12 protein-coding genes, 3 rRNA genes and 1 pseudogene are annotated in these 17,373 nt (G+C 62.8%); 9 read left to right on the forward strand and 7 right to left on the reverse strand.

Translation table 11 applies throughout. The annotated features are described in order from the left end of the window. Positions 1 to 86 precede the first annotated feature (86 nt). Positions 87 to 620, forward strand: a complete 534-nt coding sequence (locus tag KIV56_RS12225) for a hypothetical protein (protein ID WP_281533651.1) — start codon at positions 87 to 89, stop codon at positions 618 to 620. A 61-nt stretch (positions 621 to 681) separates the two neighbouring features. Here KIV56_RS12225 and KIV56_RS12230 read toward each other — a convergent pair whose 3' ends face one another. The 3 genes from KIV56_RS12230 to KIV56_RS12240 form a co-directional block, all read right to left on the reverse strand. Continuing rightward, positions 682 to 1,128 (reverse strand): hypothetical protein, encoded by a 447-nt coding sequence (locus tag KIV56_RS12230; protein WP_281533652.1) that lies wholly within the window; start codon positions 1,126 to 1,128, stop codon positions 682 to 684. 68 nt (positions 1,129 to 1,196) lie between these two features. Then, the gene (locus tag KIV56_RS12235; RefSeq protein ID WP_281533653.1) at positions 1,197 to 1,997 is read right to left on the reverse strand and encodes an isocitrate lyase/PEP mutase family protein; all 801 of its coding nucleotides are present in this window, start codon (positions 1,995 to 1,997) and stop codon (positions 1,197 to 1,199) included. Positions 1,998 to 2,194: 197 nt separating this feature from the next. Beyond that, entirely contained in the window at positions 2,195 to 3,514 is a 1,320-nt protein-coding gene (locus KIV56_RS12240; RefSeq protein ID WP_281533654.1) for an MFS transporter, read from the reverse strand. Positions 3,515 to 3,710: 196 nt separating this feature from the next. Here KIV56_RS12240 and dnaK point away from each other — a divergent pair. From dnaK to rrf, 8 genes and pseudogenes are all read left to right on the forward strand, one after another. After that, a pseudogene (dnaK, locus tag KIV56_RS12245) lies at positions 3,711 to 5,580 on the forward strand (molecular chaperone DnaK). Beyond that, positions 5,580 to 6,185, forward strand: a complete 606-nt coding sequence (locus KIV56_RS12250; RefSeq protein WP_281533655.1) for a nucleotide exchange factor GrpE — start codon at positions 5,580 to 5,582, stop codon at positions 6,183 to 6,185. Before dnaK ends, KIV56_RS12250 begins: the two are co-directional and overlap by 1 nt. Next, positions 6,178 to 7,185 carry a DnaJ C-terminal domain-containing protein gene (locus KIV56_RS12255; protein WP_281533656.1) on the forward strand — a complete coding sequence of 336 codons (1,008 nt, stop codon included), beginning with the start codon at positions 6,178 to 6,180 and terminating at the stop codon, positions 7,183 to 7,185. The genes KIV56_RS12250 and KIV56_RS12255 overlap by 8 nt, the downstream gene beginning before the upstream one ends. 2 nt (positions 7,186 to 7,187) lie before the next feature. Beyond that, positions 7,188 to 7,604: a heat shock protein transcriptional repressor HspR gene (locus KIV56_RS12260; RefSeq protein WP_281533657.1), complete on the forward strand. Its 417-nt coding sequence runs from the start codon at positions 7,188 to 7,190 to the stop codon at positions 7,602 to 7,604. Then, entirely contained in the window at positions 7,594 to 8,775 is a 1,182-nt protein-coding gene (locus KIV56_RS12265) for a class I SAM-dependent methyltransferase (RefSeq protein WP_432432550.1), read from the forward strand. The genes KIV56_RS12260 and KIV56_RS12265 overlap by 11 nt, the downstream gene beginning before the upstream one ends. 527 nt (positions 8,776 to 9,302) lie before the next feature. Beyond that, positions 9,303 to 10,822 (forward strand): 16S ribosomal RNA (locus KIV56_RS12270). Between the two features lie 471 nt (positions 10,823 to 11,293). Further along, positions 11,294 to 14,423: ribosomal RNA gene (locus KIV56_RS12275) — 23S ribosomal RNA — on the forward strand. A gap of 120 nt (positions 14,424 to 14,543) precedes the next feature. Next, positions 14,544 to 14,660, forward strand: a 5S ribosomal RNA gene (rrf, locus tag KIV56_RS12280). Together the 16S, 23S and 5S rRNA genes form the textbook arrangement of a ribosomal RNA operon. A 56-nt stretch (positions 14,661 to 14,716) precedes the next feature. Here rrf and KIV56_RS12285 read toward each other — a convergent pair. The 4 genes from KIV56_RS12285 to KIV56_RS12295 all read right to left on the reverse strand — a co-directional run bounded on the left by KIV56_RS12285 (position 14,717) and on the right by KIV56_RS12295 (position 17,373). Next, entirely contained in the window at positions 14,717 to 15,184 is a 468-nt protein-coding gene (locus tag KIV56_RS12285; protein WP_281533659.1) for a GNAT family N-acetyltransferase, read from the reverse strand. A 159-nt stretch (positions 15,185 to 15,343) separates the two neighbouring features. Next, entirely contained in the window at positions 15,344 to 15,691 is a 348-nt protein-coding gene (locus KIV56_RS19830) for a histidine phosphatase family protein (protein WP_348648568.1), read from the reverse strand. Then, on the reverse strand, positions 15,582 to 15,926 hold the full coding sequence (locus KIV56_RS19835; protein ID WP_348648390.1) for a histidine phosphatase family protein: 345 nt from the start codon (positions 15,924 to 15,926) through the stop codon (positions 15,582 to 15,584). The genes KIV56_RS19830 and KIV56_RS19835 overlap by 110 nt, the downstream gene beginning before the upstream one ends. Continuing rightward, entirely contained in the window at positions 15,889 to 17,373 is a 1,485-nt protein-coding gene (locus KIV56_RS12295; protein ID WP_281533660.1) for a glycosyltransferase family 87 protein, read from the reverse strand. The genes KIV56_RS19835 and KIV56_RS12295 overlap by 38 nt, the downstream gene beginning before the upstream one ends.

Consider the following 17,373-nt stretch of genomic DNA (forward strand, 5'->3'; position numbering starts at 1 on the left):
GGGGCCAGGCCGGAGGGAAAAGGGCCGATCGGAGGACCCGTGCCGGGTTCACACGGGCGCAACATGCGGCCGGTAAAATCGGAGGCATGACGACGACATCCGTACCCGGTTTTGCCGAGGCGCTCATCGCGCCCGGCCCGACGCCCGAATACCCGGGCCGGATGCGTCGTTTCGGCCAGCTCGTCGGCAGCTGGGCCGCGAAGGGCTCGCGCCTGGACGAGGCCACCGGCGACTGGCACGAGCGCCAGTTCACCTGGGTCGTCGAATTCGTGCTCGACGGGCGTGCGGTGCAGGACGTCGAGGTCGTCGAAGTTCCCGTGAGCGACGCGCATCCCGACGGCCGCGTGACCGTGGCCATGGCCGTGCGCGTCTACGACCCGCACGCCGGTGCCTGGCGGGTCAGCTACTTCGCCCCCGCCATCGGCGAGTACTGCCACCTCGTGGCGACCCCGCACCGTAACGGGCTGCGCCAGGACGGCACCGGCACAGACGGGCGGCCGATCCGCTGGAACTTCGTGTCCATCACGGCAGACGCGTACTCCTGGGAGGGCTGGGTCTCCAACGACGAAGGCGCGACCTGGGTGCTCGTCGAGCACAACGAGGCCACCCGCATCCGCTGACAGCGAGCATCGTGGCGCACGGCACCCGCCGCCTCGCAGTCGACGTGCCGCTACGGCGCAGCTACCGCGTGGCGCGCTCTCGGGTCGGCGTAAGGCCGCGCACCATGCCGGGTGCAAGGCCGAGCAGGGCGTAGACAAGGATGAGCTGCGCCGAGCCGAGCGTGAAGTACACCGTCTGCAAGGCCGAGTACTTTCGGATCACGGCGATCTCGACGAAGATCCAGATCACCATGCCGAAGCCGGCGACGACCGAAGCGATCAGCGCCCACTCGGCGCGACGCAGTAGCCCGATCGCTCCCAGCAGCTGCGTGCCGCCGACGATCAGGCCGAGCACGAGCCCCGGCACGAGATAGGACGAGAAAGGCGAGCCCTCGAGGTACGTCAGCGGGATTCCGCCGCCGTTCAGAAACGCCCCGAGGATCCCCCCGGCGAACGCGGACACCGCTCCGAACAGGAGCAAACCGATCAGGATGCCGCGCAGCAGCGCGGCGGAGACGCTGAGTTTCATGTCGGGAACCTCTCACTCACTCCCGAGCATATTCCCGAATTCGCCGCGCCGCCGGTCCGCGCGTACCGCTAGAGCGAGAAGGGAAAGCCCAGATCCTCGGGGTATTCGCCGAGCGAGGTGAGCTGGGTCGCCGAGCGCTGCAGGGCCGCGAGCGTGAGGCCGAGCGTGCCGGGTCCGAAGCTCACCCTGGAGACCCCGAGTTCGGCGAGACGGGCCAGGGGAACCGCCCCCGGGTGCCCGATCACGGAGATGCGGCCGTCGACCTCGTCGAGGGCCCGCTTGACCTTGTCCTCGTCGCTGAGACCGAGGAAGAAGATCACGTCGGCACCGGCATCGAGGTAGGCGTTGGCACGGGCGACGGCCTCGCTCCATTCACCGCCGCCGGCGAGGGTGTCCACGCGGGCGTTGATGACGAGCGGCACGCCCGCGGCATCGGCTCCGGTGCGCGCGGCGGAAACCCGGGCGGCCGCCGTCGCGATGTCGTACTGCGGTGCCTTGGCGGCCCCGATCGAGTCCTCGAGGTTGATGCCCGAGGCGCCGGCCTCCTCGACGAGGCGACGGACGTTGCGGGCGACGCCGGCGGCATCCGCTGCGTAGCCCTTCTCGAAGTCGACCGACACCGGCAGGTCGACCGCACCGATGATGATGCGCGCCGCCGCAATGGCCTCGTCGACCGTGAGCCCGCCGCCGTCTTCGAGGCCGCGCACGTTCGACACCGAGTGCGAGGCCGTCGCGAGGGCCTCCACGCCGGGCGCCTGGGACACGATCTTCGCGGTGATGGCGTCCCAGACGTTCGTCACGATGAGCGGCGTGCCCGGAACGTGGAGCGCGTTGAGAAGTTCGGCCTTCTGGATCTGCTGAGTTGTCATGCCTCCAGCCTGACAAAGAACCCGGCCGAGGCCGAGATCCCAGCGGATGTCCAGACGATGAACAGGGGCCGCCCAGCCTGACTCCGCCCCGCCCCGGCCTTGCCGACAACTGTGGCCGCTGCGGACAACTGTGGCCGGCGCGCGAGGAACAGTTGTCCGCACCGGGAACAGTTGCGGCGGCGGCAGGGGCCGCCCAGCTACCCGAGCGGGTGCTGCTTCGACTTCACCGGGATCAGCAGGAGCAGCCCGACCAGGAGTACGAGCGCGATGCCGAGGATGCCCCAGACCTGGCTGCCGGACAGACTCACGAACAGGGCGAAGAGCGTGGGTGCGAGGAAGGTCGCCGCCTTGCCGGTCGTCGCGTAGAGGCCGAAGATCTCGCCCTCGCGGCCGGCCGGAATGCTGCGGGCCAGGAAGCTGCGGCTCGCGGACTGGGCCGGGCCGACGAACACGCACATCAGCAGGCCGAAGATCCAGAACATCGTCGCGCCGCCGGTGGCGAAGAAGAAGACGGCGAGGCCGGCGACGATCGTGCCGGACAGGGCGACCACCATCACGTTCTTGGCACCGAGGCGGTCGTCGAGGCGGCCGACGAGCACCGTGGAGATGCCGGCGATGATGTTGGCGACGATCGCGAAGATGATCACGTCGCCGCTCGAGAAGCCGAAGGTGCCGGCCGCGAGGATGCCGCCGAACTGGAACACCCCGGTCAGGCCGTCGCGGAAGACCGCGCTCGCGATCAGGAACAGCGCCATCTGGCGGTCGCCGCGCCAGAGTGCGGCAACGTCCCTGCCGAGGACGGCATAGGAACGGAAGAAACCGACCCGCTCCCGCCGGGCGGCGGCGGGCGCCGCGTACTCGGGCACCCGGAAGAACAGCGGCAGGGCGAACAGGCCGAACCAGGCGGCCGCGATGAGCATCGACACCCGCACCGACAGCCCGTTGGCGTCGGTGACGCCGAACAGACCGACGTCGGGGTGGATGAAGCCGAAGTAGAGGATGAGCAGCAGCACGATGCCGCCGAAGTACCCCATCGACCAGCCGAAGCCGCTGACCCTGCCGATCGTCTTCGGTGTGGAGACCTGGCCGAGCATCGCGTTGTAGTTGACGGTCGCGAATTCGTAGAACACGGTTCCGGCGGCGAGGAGGATCAGGCCGAGCAGCAGGAAGTCGGGAGAGGCCTGCACGAAGAACATGGCTGCGGTGAGGCCGACGACGATGAAGGTGTTGACGCCGAGCCAGAGCTTGCGGCGACCGGACGCGTCGGAGCGTTGCCCCGTGATCGGCGCGAGCAGCGCCACGAGCAGGCCGGCGATCGCGAGTGCCCAGCCGGGCTGGGCCGAGATGACGTCCTTGTCGCCGAACGACGAACCGGTGAGGTACACCGTGAAGACGAAGGTCGTCACGACGGCGTTGAATGCCGCCGAACCGCCGTCCCAGAGGCTCCAGGCGATCACGCCGCGGCCCGCCGAGGTGGGTGCCGCAGCCGTCTCGTTCTGTTCCGCTGTCCCAGTCATGCGCTCAGAGTAGTGGTCGCCGGGGAACAGCGGGGAAATTACTCCGAAATGCAAAGTTGAGTCACTCACACTCAACTTTCAGGTGGCTGGCTTGACTCCGATTTCCGGCGGTGCCACACTTGAGTCAATACCGCTCAACTCTGGTCGATCATACCGATTGTCCCGTTGAGCTCACACTTTGAAGGAGAACGCACACATGGCCCGTGCAGTAGGCATCGACCTCGGAACCACCAACTCGGTGGTGGCCGTCCTCGAGGGTGGAGAACCCACCGTCATCGCGAACGCCGAGGGGCTCCGCACCACCCCGTCCGTCGTCGCATTCACCAAGGACGGCGAGGTGCTCGTCGGTGAGACCGCCAAGCGCCAGGCCGTCACCAACGTCGACCGCACCCTCTCCTCCGTCAAGCGCCACATGGGCACCGACTGGACCGTCGGCATCGACGACAAGAAGTACACCCCGCAGGAGATCTCTGCCCGCATCCTCGCCAAGCTGAAGCGTGACGCCGAGCAGTATCTGGGCGACAAGGTGACGGATGCCGTCATCACCGTCCCCGCGTACTTCAACGACGCCGAGCGCCAGGCCACGAAGGAGGCCGGAGAGATCTCGGGCCTCAACGTGCTCCGCATCATCAACGAGCCGACCGCAGCGGCCCTCGCGTACGGCCTCGACAAGGGCAAGGAAGACGAGCTCATCCTGGTCTTCGACCTCGGCGGCGGAACGTTCGACGTCTCCCTCCTCGAGGTGGGCAAGGACGACGACTTCTCGACCATCCAGGTGCGTTCGACCGCCGGCGACAACCGCCTGGGCGGCGACGACTGGGACCAGCGCATCGTCGACTACCTGATCAAGAAGTTCAAGGAAACCACCGGCGTCGACGTTTCCAAGGACAAGATCGCCAAGCAGCGCCTCAAGGAAGCCGCGGAGCAGGCCAAGAAGGAACTCTCCAGCAGCATGTCCACGAGCATCCAGCTGCCGTACCTCTCCCTGACGGAGAACGGCCCGGCCAACCTCGACGAGACGCTGACCCGCGCCCAGTTCGAGAAGATGACCGAAGACCTGCTCGACCGCACCAAGAAGCCGTTCCAGGACGTCATCCGCGAAGCCGGCGTCAAGGTGGGCGACATCGCCCACGTCGTGCTCGTCGGTGGTTCGACGCGTATGCCCGCCGTCTACGAGCTCGTCAAGAGCGAGACCGGCGGCAAGGACCCGAACAAGGGCGTCAACCCGGACGAGGTCGTCGCCGTCGGCGCCGCACTCCAGGCCGGCGTACTGAAGGGCGAGCGCAAGGACGTCCTGTTGATCGACGTCACCCCGCTGAGCCTCGGCATCGAGACCAAGGGCGGCATCATGACGCGCCTCATCGAGCGCAACACGGCCATCCCGACCAAGCGCAGCGAGACCTTCACCACGGCAGACGACAACCAGCCGTCCGTCGCGATCCAGGTCTTCCAGGGCGAGCGCGAGTTCACCCGCGACAACAAGAACCTCGGCACCTTCGAGCTGACCGGCATCGCGCCGGCCCCGCGCGGCATCCCGCAGGTCGAGGTCACGTTCGACCTCGACGCCAACGGCATCGTGCACGTGTCCGCCAAGGACAAGGGCACCGGCAAGGAGCAGTCCATGACCATCACGGGCGGTTCCTCGCTCGCGAAGGAAGACATCGAGCGCATGGTGCGCGAGGGCGAAGAGCACGCCGCAGAAGACAAGCGTCGTCGCGAAAGCGCCGAGACTCGCAACACCGCTGAGCAGGCTCGCGTACTCGATCGAGAAGCTCCTCAAGGAAAACGACGAGAAGCTCCCGGCAGAGGTCAAGACCGAGGTCCAGGCCGACGTCGACGCACTCAAGTCTGCGCTCGCCGGAGACGACGAGGCCGCGGTGAAGACCGCGTACGACAAGCTCAACGAGAGCCAGGGCAAGATCGGCGAGGCCATCTACAAGTCGAGCCAGGCGGATGCCGCGACGCCCCCCACCGAATCCGGCGAACCGACCGCTGACGCGGGCAAGTCCGACGAAGATGTGGTTGACGCCGAGGTTGTCGACGACGAGGAAGAAACCAAGAAGTAATGGCCAAGGACAAGGGCCCGAAGAACGAGCCGTCCGACGAGGAGGTGGAGCCCGTTGTTGCGGATGAGTCTGCAGCAGCAGAGGCCTCCGCTGACTCCGAGGCCGCGGCATCCGCTGAGGGTATCGAGGAAGACGAGCTGACGGTCCAGGACATCCTGGACGCCGCCACCCGGGAAGTCGCAGAGCCGACGAGCGAACACCTGGCCGACCTCAAGCGGGTCACGGCCGAGTACGCGAACTACCGCAAGCGCACCGAGGCGAACCGCGAGATCGAGCGTGAGCGCGTGACCGTGGACGTCGTCAAGGGTCTGATCCCGGTGCTCGACGACCTGGACCGTGCCGAGAAGCACGGCGACCTCGTTGCAGACTCCGCATTCACCACCATCGCAGCCAAACTGCGCACGAGCGTGGAGCGCCTTGGCGTGAAGCCGTTCGGCACGGTCGGCGAACCGTTCGATCCCACAATGCACGAGGCCATCTTCCAGATGCCCACGGCCGATGTGACGGTCGACACAGTCGGCGAGGTGGTCGAGACCGGCTATTTCCTGGGCTCGACGCTTCTGCGTGTTGCCAAGGTCGTAGTCCAGGTACCGAGCGATGGCTAGCCAGGACTGGTTCGACAAAGACTTTTACAAGGTCCTCGGCGTCTCGAAAGACGTGACGCCGGCCGACCTCAAGAAGGCCTATCGCAAGCTCGCCCGCAAGTATCACCCGGACTCCAATCCGGGCAATCCTGCGGCGGAAGCGAAGTTCAAGGAAATCAGCGAGGCACACTCGGTGATCGGCGACCCCGCACAGCGGAAGGAATACGACGCTGTGCGGGCCATGGGCGGTGGAGCACGCTTCACCGCCCCCGGTGGCGGGGGTTCCCAGCAGGGCGGCGGCTTCGACGACGTCTTCGGCGGCATGTTCGGTGGGGGTGCCCGGCAACAGGGATACTCCTATCAGCAGCAGGGCGGGTTTGACGACCTGCTCGGCGGCATGTTCGGCCGGGGCGGCGGTGGAGGCGGCTTCGGATCGTCCACGGGAGGATTCCGTGGTTATGGCGGGCCGACCCGCGGGCGGGACGTGGTTGCATCGACGACCGTCGACTTCATCACCGCGACCCACGGTGACCAGATCACCCTGCAGACGCAGGACGGCCGGGCCATCAAAGTCAGGATTCCCGCGGGCGTCGCCGACGGGCAGAAGATCAAGCTCCGCGGCCAGGGCCAGCACAGCCCGGATGGCGGCGAGGCCGGCGACATCGTCCTCACCGTGACCGTGCGCAAGCACCCCGTTTTCGAGCGTGACGGCCTGAACCTCAGACTGCACGTGCCCGTGACGTTCGTCGAGGCCGCACTCGGCGCGACGATCGAGGTGCCGACTCTGGGCGGGGCGCCGGTCAAACTGCGCATCGCCCCCGGCACGCCGAGCGGACGGGTCCTGCGGGTCAAGGGACGCGGTGTCGTGACCCCTAAGGGCACCGGCGACTTGCTCGCCGAGGTCCAGGTCGCGGTGCCGTCGCACCTGTCCAAGGAAGCCGAGGAGAAGCTCACTGCTTTCGCCGCGGCTCTCCCGGACGAGAACCCGCGTGACGAGCTGCTCGCGAGAGCGAGAGACTGACGGTGGACGAGAACTCCCGGGTGTTCGTCATCTCGACTGCCGCAGAGCTTGCGGGCATGCACCCGCAGACGCTGCGACAGTACGATCGCCTGGGATTGGTGAGCCCGGACCGCACCCCGGGCCGGTCTCGCCGCTACTCGATGCGTGACGTGGTGAAACTGCGCGAGATCGCGGAACTGGGTGCCGAAGGCGTGAGCCTCGAGGGCATCCGGCGGATCATCGCGCTCGAGGACCACGTGCGCCGGCTCGAATCGCGCTTGCACGAACTCGAGTCGGCACTCGCCGACGAACTGCTGAACCGTCCGGGCCGCCGCGTCTTCGCGGCCGGCCCGGCCGGTGAGGTCATCTCGATGCGCGCGGGCACCCGCACCCGCCGCGCCAACCAGGTTGTCATCTGGCGCCCGCTCGATGATCTCTGATCCCTTGGCGCCCGAAATTCCGGAATTCGACCCCGCCGCGTTCGACTTCGCCGCGCTCCGGCGTTTCCCCGACGTCGAAGCCTCCAACCTCTTCGCCGTCGACGCGAGCGACCGCCTGATCCTCGACGAGGCGGCGGCGAGCCTTCCCACTGAACGGCTCGTCGTCATTGAGGACCGATATGGCGCTCTCACCCTCGGCGCCGCTGCGCTCTTCGGCGCCACCGGCATCCGCGTGCACCAGGACGCACTCTCGGGCGAGGCCGCCCTGGCCCTGAACGCCGACAAGCTCGGTCTCGCCGACCGGTACCGGTCCTTTCCGCTGGGCGAGGAGCTTTTGTCCGGCGCCACCCTCGTTCTCCTCCAGCTGCCTCGCAGCCTCGCCGCTCTCGACGAGGTCGCCGACGCGATCGCGCGTTTCGCCGATCCCGCGGTCGTCGTTGTCGCCGGTGGGCGTCTCAAGCACATGACCCCGGCCATGAACGAGGTCTTCGCGCGCCACTTCGAGCGGCTCCAGGTCTCCCCGGCCCGGCAGAAGTCCCGGGTGCTGCGTGCCACCGGCCCCATCCGGGCGTCCGAGCCCGCGATCCCAGCCTGGCCGCACGTCAGCAGGCACGAAGACCTGGGGCTGAACGTGTGCGCCCATGGCGCCGCCTTCGCCGGCACCACCATCGACATCGGCACGCGGTACCTGCTCGAGTTCCTCGACCGGATGAAACCGGGTGCCGTCCGCGCGATCGACCTTGGCTGCGGCACGGGAGTGCTCGCGGCCGCGCTCGCGCAGCGTCGACCCGGACTCCGGGTCATCGCGAGCGACCAGTCGGCCGCTGCCGTCGCATCCGCCAGGGCTACCATGATCGCCAACGGCCTCGCCGACCGGGTGACGGTTGTGCGGGATGACGCGCTCGGGTCCCAGGCGGATGCCTCGAGCGAGTTGATCCTGTTGAACCCGCCGTTCCACATCGGATCCTCCGTGCATGCCGGCATCGCGCTCAAGCTCTTCGCCGACGCCGCGCGGGTGCTCCGGCCCGGCGGTGAGCTCTGGACGGTGTGGAACACGCACCTCGGCTATCGGCCGGCGCTCACGCGCATGGTCGGGGAGACGCACCAGGTCGGTCGGAACGCCAAGTTCACGGTCACCGTATCCGTCCGCCGGCAGTCTCCAGCCGCGTGAAACATGCCGGAAATAGGGGTGTTATCTATCCGACACGCCCGGGATGCGCCCGGGAGTTGCGGCCCCCCACGGTTCACCGTAAAGTCATCTAAGTCACCCCACAGGTTCGGAAAGCCGAAGCGCTTACCGGCCTCAAGCGGGACCACTTCCAATCCCGATCAACGCGTAAATTCGTTGGTTGAGATTGATGGCGTTTCACCAGATTCCCTTAGCGGGGGACCGAGCGAAACGACACGAAAGAAGAATAAGGAATTGCCTCGAAGCGAAAGTCCGTAAGGGCCTGAAGTCGAGGTGTCCGATCCTTGAGAACTCAACAGCGTGCACAATGTCAAATGCCAAAAACCTCGTGGTTTGGATCCGTTTCTAGCGGTGAAGGGCCAAGAGATTCCTTTGGAAAACATTTATAACAACAAAGCAAGTCAGTAATGATTTGTTCTGTCAGTTTCAAACTTGCAGATTGTTCGCCCATTCCGGCGGCGGTCTGCACTAGATGTGACGCCAGGCTTGCTTGGTTAGTCAATCAAACATTTACGGAGAGTTTGATCCTGGCTCAGGACGAACGCTGGCGGCGTGTTTAACACATGCAAGTCGAACGATGATGGAGAGCTTGCTCTTCGGATTAGTGGCGAACGGGTGAGTAACACGTGAGCAATCTGCCCTTGACTCTGGGATAAGCGTTGGAAACGACGTCTAATACCGGATACGACCCTTGGAGGCATCTCCGGGGGTGGAAAGAATTTTGGTCAGGGATGAGCTCGCGGCCTATCAGCTAGTTGGTGAGGTAATGGCTCACCAAGGCGACGACGGGTAGCCGGCCTGAGAGGGTGACCGGCCACACTGGGACTGAGACACGGCCCAGACTCCTACGGGAGGCAGCAGTGGGGAATATTGCACAATGGGCGAAAGCCTGATGCAGCAACGCCGCGTGAGGGACGACGGCCTTCGGGTTGTAAACCTCTTTTAGTAGGGAAGAAGCGAAAGTGACGGTACCTGCAGAAAAAGCACCGGCTAACTACGTGCCAGCAGCCGCGGTAATACGTAGGGTGCAAGCGTTGTCCGGAATTATTGGGCGTAAAGAGCTCGTAGGCGGTTTGTCGCGTCTGCTGTGAAAACCCGAGGCTCAACCTCGGGCCTGCAGTGGGTACGGGCAGACTAGAGTGCGGTAGGGGAGATTGGAATTCCTGGTGTAGCGGTGGAATGCGCAGATATCAGGAGGAACACCAATGGCGAAGGCAGATCTCTGGGCCGTAACTGACGCTGAGGAGCGAAAGCATGGGGAGCGAACAGGATTAGATACCCTGGTAGTCCATGCCGTAAACGTTGGGAACTAGATGTGGGGACCATTCCACGGTCTCCGTGTCGCAGCTAACGCATTAAGTTCCCCGCCTGGGGAGTACGGCCGCAAGGCTAAAACTCAAAGGAATTGACGGGGGCCCGCACAAGCGGCGGAGCATGCGGATTAATTCGATGCAACGCGAAGAACCTTACCAAGGCTTGACATATAGAGGAAACGGCTGGAAACAGTCGCCCCGCAAGGTCTCTATACAGGTGGTGCATGGTTGTCGTCAGCTCGTGTCGTGAGATGTTGGGTTAAGTCCCGCAACGAGCGCAACCCTCGTCCTATGTTGCCAGCACGTAATGGTGGGAACTCATGGGATACTGCCGGGGTCAACTCGGAGGAAGGTGGGGATGACGTCAAATCATCATGCCCCTTATGTCTTGGGCTTCACGCATGCTACAATGGCCGGTACAAAGGGCTGCAATACCGCAAGGTGGAGCGAATCCCAAAAAGCCGGTCTCAGTTCGGATTGAGGTCTGCAACTCGACCTCATGAAGTCGGAGTCGCTAGTAATCGCAGATCAGCAACGCTGCGGTGAATACGTTCCCGGGCCTTGTACACACCGCCCGTCAAGTCATGAAAGTCGGTAACACCCGAAGCCGGTGGCCTAACCCTCACGGGAAGGAGCTGTCGAAGGTGGGATCGGTGATTAGGACTAAGTCGTAACAAGGTAGCCGTACCGGAAGGTGCGGCTGGATCACCTCCTTTCTAAGGAGCACAGCACCTCTCCTCTGTATACAGGGAGAACAAAGGTGCCAAGCCATACGAAGACGAATGTTCTTCGATGGCGCTCATGGGTGGAACATTGACATTGATACGCAGAGATCATCTCTCACTCCAGTACGCCTGGTACCGCTTGCGGTGCCTCGTTGGAGAGGGTGGGTTATGAAAGAAACGTATATGCACGCTGTTGGGTCCTGAGGGACCGGAACGATTGGGCTTTGGCCTGGTTGGACTGTTCCTCTGGACCTTTTCTTGTCAGCAGTCGTACCGAACTTGTTCGGTCGCTGGCTTGGAGGGGTACCGCCCGTACTTTGAGAACTACACAGTGGACGCGAGCATCTTAAATTTGATCGGACTTCGGTCCGACAGATTACAAAGATCTATTTATAGATCATTGGTCAATTTCGATCGTGAGACGAAAGTTTTACGATTCTTAATCGATTCAAACTCATGTGATTTCAAATTTCTAAGAGCAAACGGTGAATGCCTTGGCATGTAGAGCCGAAGAAGGACGTAGTAATCTGCGATAAGCCTCGGGGAGTTGATAAACGAACTGTGATCCGAGGATGTCCGAATGGGGAAACCCCGCCAGGCCCGTAAGGTGACCTGGTGACTCCCGCCTGAATATATAGGGCGGGTAGAGGGAACGTGGGGAAGTGAAACATCTCAGTACCCACAGGAAGAGAAAACAATAGTGATTCCGTTAGTAGTGGCGAGCGAACCCGGATGAGGCTAAACCGATCATGTGTGATAGCCGGCAGGCGTTGCATGGTCGGGGTTGCGGGACTTTTCTGCTGATTCTGCCGAACAGTGAGGGTTAGAGCGTTGTATAGACGAACAGGATTGAAAGCCTGGTCATAGAGGGTGCGAACCCCGTAGTCGAAATGCAGTAATCGCCCGAAGAGTATCCCAAGTAGCACGGGGCCCGAGAAATCCCGTGTGAATCTGTCAGGACCACCTGATAAGCCTAAATACTCCTACATGACCGATAGTGAACAAGTACCGTGAGGGAAAGGTGAAAAGTACCCCGGGAGGGGAGTGAAATAGTACCTGAAACCGTTTGCTTACAAACCGTTGGAGCCAGTCTGATTCTGGTGACAGCGTGCCTTTTGAAGAATGAGCCTGCGAGTTAGTGATATGTGGCGAGCTTAACCCGAGAGGGGAATGCGTAGCGAAAGCGAGTCTGAATAGGGCGATTCAGTCGCATGTCCTAGACCCGAAGCGAAGTGATCTATCCATGGCCAGGTTGAAGCGACGGTAAGACGTCGTGGAGGACCGAACCCACTTCAGTTGAAAATGGAGGGGATGAGCTGTGGATAGGGGTGAAAGGCCAATCAAACTTCGTGATAGCTGGTTCTCTCCGAAATGCATTTAGGTGCAGCGTTGCGTGTTTCTTGCCGGAGGTAGAGCTACTGGATGGCCGATGGGGCCTAAAAGCTTACTGACGTCAGCCAAACTCCGAATGCCGGTAAGTGAGAGCGCAGCAGTGAGACGGTGGGGGATAAGCTTCATCGTCGAGAGGGAAACAACCCAGACCACCAACTAAGGTCCCAAAGCGCGTGCTAAGTGGGAAAGGATGTGGAGTTGCACAGACAACCAGGAGGTTGGCTTAGAAGCAGCCACCCTTGAAAGAGTGCGTAATAGCTCACTGGTCAAGTGATTCCGCGCCGACAATGTAACGGGGCTCAAGCACGCCACCGAAGTTGTGGCATTGATATTTTTGGTAAGCCGCACACTTGTTGTGTTGGTTCAGCCGTGTTGATGGGTAGGAGAGCGTCGTGTGGCCAGCGAAGCGGCGGTGTAAACCAGCCGTGGAGGCTACACGAGTGAGAATGCAGGCATGAGTAGCGAAAGACGGGTGAGAAACCCGTCCTCCGAAAGATCAAGGTTTCCAGGGCCAGGCTAATCCGCCCTGGGTAAGTCGGGACCTAAGGCGAGGCCGACAGGCGTAGTCGATGGACAACGGGTTTATATTCCCGTACTGGCGAAAAACCGTCCAAGCTAATCCAGTAATGCTAAGCATCTGAATCCCACTGACCGGAGCCTTCGGGCCGAGGGGGTGGGCCTAGCGTGCGACCCTATGCTGGTGCGGTTAGCGTATTAACAGGTGTGACGCAGGAAGGTAGCTGAGCCGGGCGATGGTTGTCCCGGTCTAAGGATGTAGGCCGAGAGATAGGCAAATCCGTCTCTCATATAAGGCTGAGACCCGATGGGTAGCCCGTAAGGGCGAAATCAGTGATCCTATGCTGCCAAGAAAAGCATCGACGCGAGGTTTTAGTCACCCGTACCCCAAACCGACTCAGGTGATCAGGTAGAGAATACTAAGGAGATCGAGAGAATCGTGGTTAAAGGAACTCGGCAAAATGCCCCCGTAACTTCGGGAGAAGGGGGGCCGGAGGCGTGAAGGGATTTACTCCTGGAGCGTTCGAAGGCCGCAGAGACCAGTGGGAAGCGACTGTTTACTAAAAACACAGGTCCGTGCCAAGTCGCAAGACGATGTATACGGACTGACGCCTGCCCGGTGCTGGAAGGTTAAGAGGAACGGTTAGCCGCAAGGCGAAGCTGAGAATTTAAGCCCCAGTAAACGGCGGTGGTAACTATAACCATCCTAAGGTAGCGAAATTCCTTGTCGGGTAAGTTCCGACCTGCACGAATGGCGTAACGACTTCCCAGCTGTCTCAACCGCGAACTCGGCGAAATTGCATTACGAGTAAAGATGCTCGTTACGCGCAGCAGGACGGAAAGACCCCGTGACCTTTACTACAGCTTGGTATTGGTGTTCGGTGTGGCTTGTGTAGGATAGGTGGGAGACTGTGAAGCTTGGACGCTAGTTCAGGTGGAGTCAACGTTGAAATACCACTCTGGTCATATTGGATATCTAACTTCGAACCGTGATCCGGTTCAGGGACAGTGCCTGGTGGGTAGTTTAACTGGGGCGGTTGCCTCCTAAAAAGTAACGGAGGCGCCCAAAGGTTCCCTCAACCTGGTTGGCAATCAGGTGTCGAGTGTAAGTGCACAAGGGAGCTTGACTGTGAGACTGACAAGTCGAGCAGGGACGAAAGTCGGGACTAGTGATCCGGCAGTGGCTTGTGGAAGCGCTGTCGCTCAACGGATAAAAGGTACCTCGGGGATAACAGGCTGATCTTGCCCAAGAGTCCATATCGACGGCATGGTTTGGCACCTCGATGTCGGCTCGTCGCATCCTGGGGCTGGAGTAGGTCCCAAGGGTTGGGCTGTTCGCCCATTAAAGCGGTACGCGAGCTGGGTTTAGAACGTCGTGAGACAGTTCGGTCCCTATCCGCTGCGCGCGCAGGAAATTTGAGAAGATCTATCCCTAGTACGAGAGGACCGGGATGGACGAACCTCTGGTGTGTCAGTTGTTCCGCCAGGAGCACCGCTGATTAGCTACGTTCGGAACGGATAACCGCTGAAAGCATCTAAGCGGGAAGCCGGCTTCGAGATGAGATTTCCATCCCTTCGGGGGAGAGGCTCGCAGCTAGACTACTGCGTTGATAGGCCGGATGTGGAAGAGGGGACTAAAGACCCTTGGAGCTGACCGGTACTAATAAGCCAATAATTTGATAACACACCAGTTTGAATAAGCTGCAAGCGTCCACTATGTGGTTCTCGACGTACGGTCGAGAACAACCCCTCCACAAGAGGGGTCTATAACTAAAAAATATAGAATCGATCCATCGAAAGATGTTTCGGCGGCTATAGCGAGAGGGAAACGCCCGGTCACATTCCGAACCCGGAAGCTAAGACTCTCAGCGCCGATGGTACTGCAGGGGGGACCCTGTGGGAGAGTAGGACACCGCCGGACTTAACTTAGAAACACCAGAAAAGCCACCCCACGGGGTGGCTTTTCTGCGTTAACCCTCACGGGCGTTCGGGGATCCGATACGTCATCGCCGTGAACAGGGGGCGCTCGGGATCCACGAACTCTGTGAACCCGGCTCGCCGGTATGCCTTCACCGCGGGTTCGTTGTCCGAAACGACTGCTAGACGGACTTCGTCAACTCCGAGGTCTCGAGCCTTGCCGATTGCTGCCCGGGTGAACGTGTGTCCCAGGCCCCGCCCACGGTACCGGGGGTCGACAAGGACTCTTCCCAGGCGGGCTGAATTGCCCTGCACCGTGAGATCGAAATGCCCCCAGGCGGCCTCGTGTTCGTCATCGGCTACCATCCAGGCGCTCAGCCCCGGTCTCCGGGAGATCTCCTCGAGTTGCGCCACGGTCGGCGGCCACGTCAGGCTGGGTCCGGCAAACAGATACAACGCCGGGGCGTCGGGCACCCACTCAAGAAGACGCGCATAGTCAGGTGCACTCGCGGCACGGGTCACAACCATGCCACGACACTAGTGCGATCGGCCGTCACTGCTCGCTGAGGGCTCCCCTCGATGCACCTCGTGGCGTTGTCTCACGCGATCGTCCGAGGTTCACCTCTACGGTCGAGAGTTACCCGCGTATCAGGCAGTCTCGACCGGAAAGGTACCCGGAGGGGCTGGCTAGCGGGCGGGGGCGGCGTCGAGGGCGTCGAGGTCGTTGTCGAGGTCGTCCGTGGGCGTGAGGACCTCGCCGTTGAGCACCTCGAGGGACCAGCCGGCGTCGTCGAGGCTGACGACGGTCAGGGCGGCGTTGGTGATGGTGCCGACGAACTCGCCGAGGGCGCTCATCAGGGCGAGGCGGATCAGGGTGCCGTGGGAGACGACGATGATCCTGGCTCCGGGGTGCGCCGCGGCCAGCTCACGCAGCGCCTGGAGGCCGCGCGCGGCGACATCCGCCTCGGGCTCTGCCCCGAGGAAGCCGCCGTTGCCGGTCGGGCCCCCATCGACGCGGAGGGCGTCGAGTCTCAGGACCGGCGCTCAGGCCCTCAGCGGGACCGTAGTTGCGTTCCACGATCTGCGGGATGCGCCGGGTCACTGTGAGGCCGAGGCCGTCTGCGATGAGGTCCGCCGTCTCCGCGGCGCGGGACAGGGTCGAGGAGACGATGAAGTCCCAGTCGTAGCGGGCCAGGTGGCCGACCGCATCGGCGGCCTGGGCCCGACCGGTGTCATTCAGGGGGATGTCCGAAAGACCCTGGATCCGCATGGCGGCATTCCAGTCGGTCTGGCCGTGGCGGATAAGGGCGAAGGTCGTTGCGGAAGTCACTACTCCATTGTCCCTCGGCCGGGGAGGCTACGGAGAATCGCCCGAAGGAGACCGGCGCGGAGTGGACTACGCGGCGACGCTGCGGCTGTTGCTGGCGGCCAGGCGGCGGGACAGCAGCGCGGGCGAGGTGACCGGAGCCACGACCATGCGCCAGAGGGTGACGAGAGACCAGCCGAACATGACGACCAGGAGGCCGTTGCGTGCTGTAAGGAGAACGAGCGCCGAGAGGTCGCCGTTGACGAGTGGCATGTAGAACACCGGGAAGATCAGGGTGGTCAGAATGCCGATCGCGACCATCATGTACGCCGGCGCACGCCAGGCGTGCCAGCTGTGGCTGACGCCGACGATGACGACGGGTGCGAGCCAGAGCATGTACTGCGGGGATCCGACTTTGTTGAAGATGATGAAGGCGCCGACGAGCGCGAGCGACCCGACGAGCAGGAGCCTGGGAGACGTCGTGGTGACGGCGCAGCGCGACCAGCATGAGCGTGACGATCGCACCCATGGCGATGAACATCAGCGGGTTCATCAGGGAAGCGACGAGCGTTGTGCCGGGCCCACTGACCTCGCGGGTGGCGATCGCGTAGTTCTGGTAGATGAACGTGTTGGGGTGGCCGAGGGCGGCGAGCCAGACCCAGGGGGTCGTGATCGGCGCTTCGAGCTGCATGGCCCGGTCGGACTGCATGGTGACGAAGCCGGTGATGTACTTGAGGCCACCGAGCGCGAAGACTGTGGCGACGATGCCGCCGGTGACCGCGATGCCCGTGAGGATCACCGTGATGCGACGCCGCGAGGCGACGACGACGGCGACCACGACGGCCGCCGGCCAGACCTTCACCCAGGTTGCGATGGTGAGAAGTGCGGCGGCCACAACCGGGCGGCGCGCGAGCAGCACGAGGCCCATGATCACCAGGGGCGCGGTGAGGCCCTCGAGCCGGAGCAGGCCGACGGGGCTCAGGACGAAGCTGATCAGGAGGAAGAACCAGGCGGAACGGTAACCGCTGATCTTGCGGCCGGCATCCGTGAGCACCATGACGGCCAGCGCGTTCAGCGCAGCCGTCATCAGGAACCACATCAGCTGGTACAACAGCGGACCGCCGAGGCCGGCGAACACGATCGGGAAGAGCGCGCCGATCGGGTAGACCCACTCGACGTTGATGCCCATCCAGATCTGGTGAACGAGGCCCTGCTGGGCCCAGGTGCGATAAAGAGGCAGGTCACCGAGGACATTGCCGGTCAGGATCGCGGGCAAGAGGGCCAGGAGGAACACGACGTGGATGGCGATGAAGCCGATGACGAGGGTGCGGGGTGTTTCCAGCCACACACGGCGGGCTGGCGTGAGAACGCGTCGGACTCGGTGGTCGACCTGGTCAAGAATGTAGGACAT

Source organism: Cryobacterium breve, from assembly GCF_027594785.1.
Classification (GTDB): domain Bacteria; phylum Actinomycetota; class Actinomycetes; order Actinomycetales; family Microbacteriaceae; genus Cryobacterium; species Cryobacterium breve_A.

Excerpts from the sequence above, each read along its gene's own strand:
- KIV56_RS12225 (WP_281533651.1), top strand. The coding sequence starts at position 87 with ATGACGACGACATCCGTACCCGGTTTTGCCGAGGCGCTCATCGCGCCC.
- KIV56_RS12230 (WP_281533652.1), bottom strand. The coding sequence starts at position 1,128 with ATGAAACTCAGCGTCTCCGCCGCGCTGCTGCGCGGCATCCTGATCGGT.
- KIV56_RS12235 (WP_281533653.1), bottom strand. The coding sequence starts at position 1,997 with ATGACAACTCAGCAGATCCAGAAGGCCGAACTTCTCAACGCGCTCCAC.
- KIV56_RS12240 (WP_281533654.1), bottom strand. The coding sequence starts at position 3,514 with ATGACTGGGACAGCGGAACAGAACGAGACGGCTGCGGCACCCACCTCG.
- KIV56_RS12250 (WP_281533655.1), top strand. The coding sequence starts at position 5,580 with ATGGCCAAGGACAAGGGCCCGAAGAACGAGCCGTCCGACGAGGAGGTG.
- KIV56_RS12255 (WP_281533656.1), top strand. The coding sequence starts at position 6,178 with ATGGCTAGCCAGGACTGGTTCGACAAAGACTTTTACAAGGTCCTCGGC.
- KIV56_RS12265 (WP_432432550.1), top strand. The coding sequence starts at position 7,594 with ATGATCTCTGATCCCTTGGCGCCCGAAATTCCGGAATTCGACCCCGCC.
- KIV56_RS12285 (WP_281533659.1), bottom strand. The coding sequence starts at position 15,184 with ATGGTTGTGACCCGTGCCGCGAGTGCACCTGACTATGCGCGTCTTCTT.
- KIV56_RS19835 (WP_348648390.1), bottom strand. The coding sequence starts at position 15,926 with ATGCGGATCCAGGGTCTTTCGGACATCCCCCTGAATGACACCGGTCGG.
- KIV56_RS12295 (WP_281533660.1), bottom strand. The coding sequence starts at position 17,373 with ATGTCCTACATTCTTGACCAGGTCGACCACCGAGTCCGACGCGTTCTC.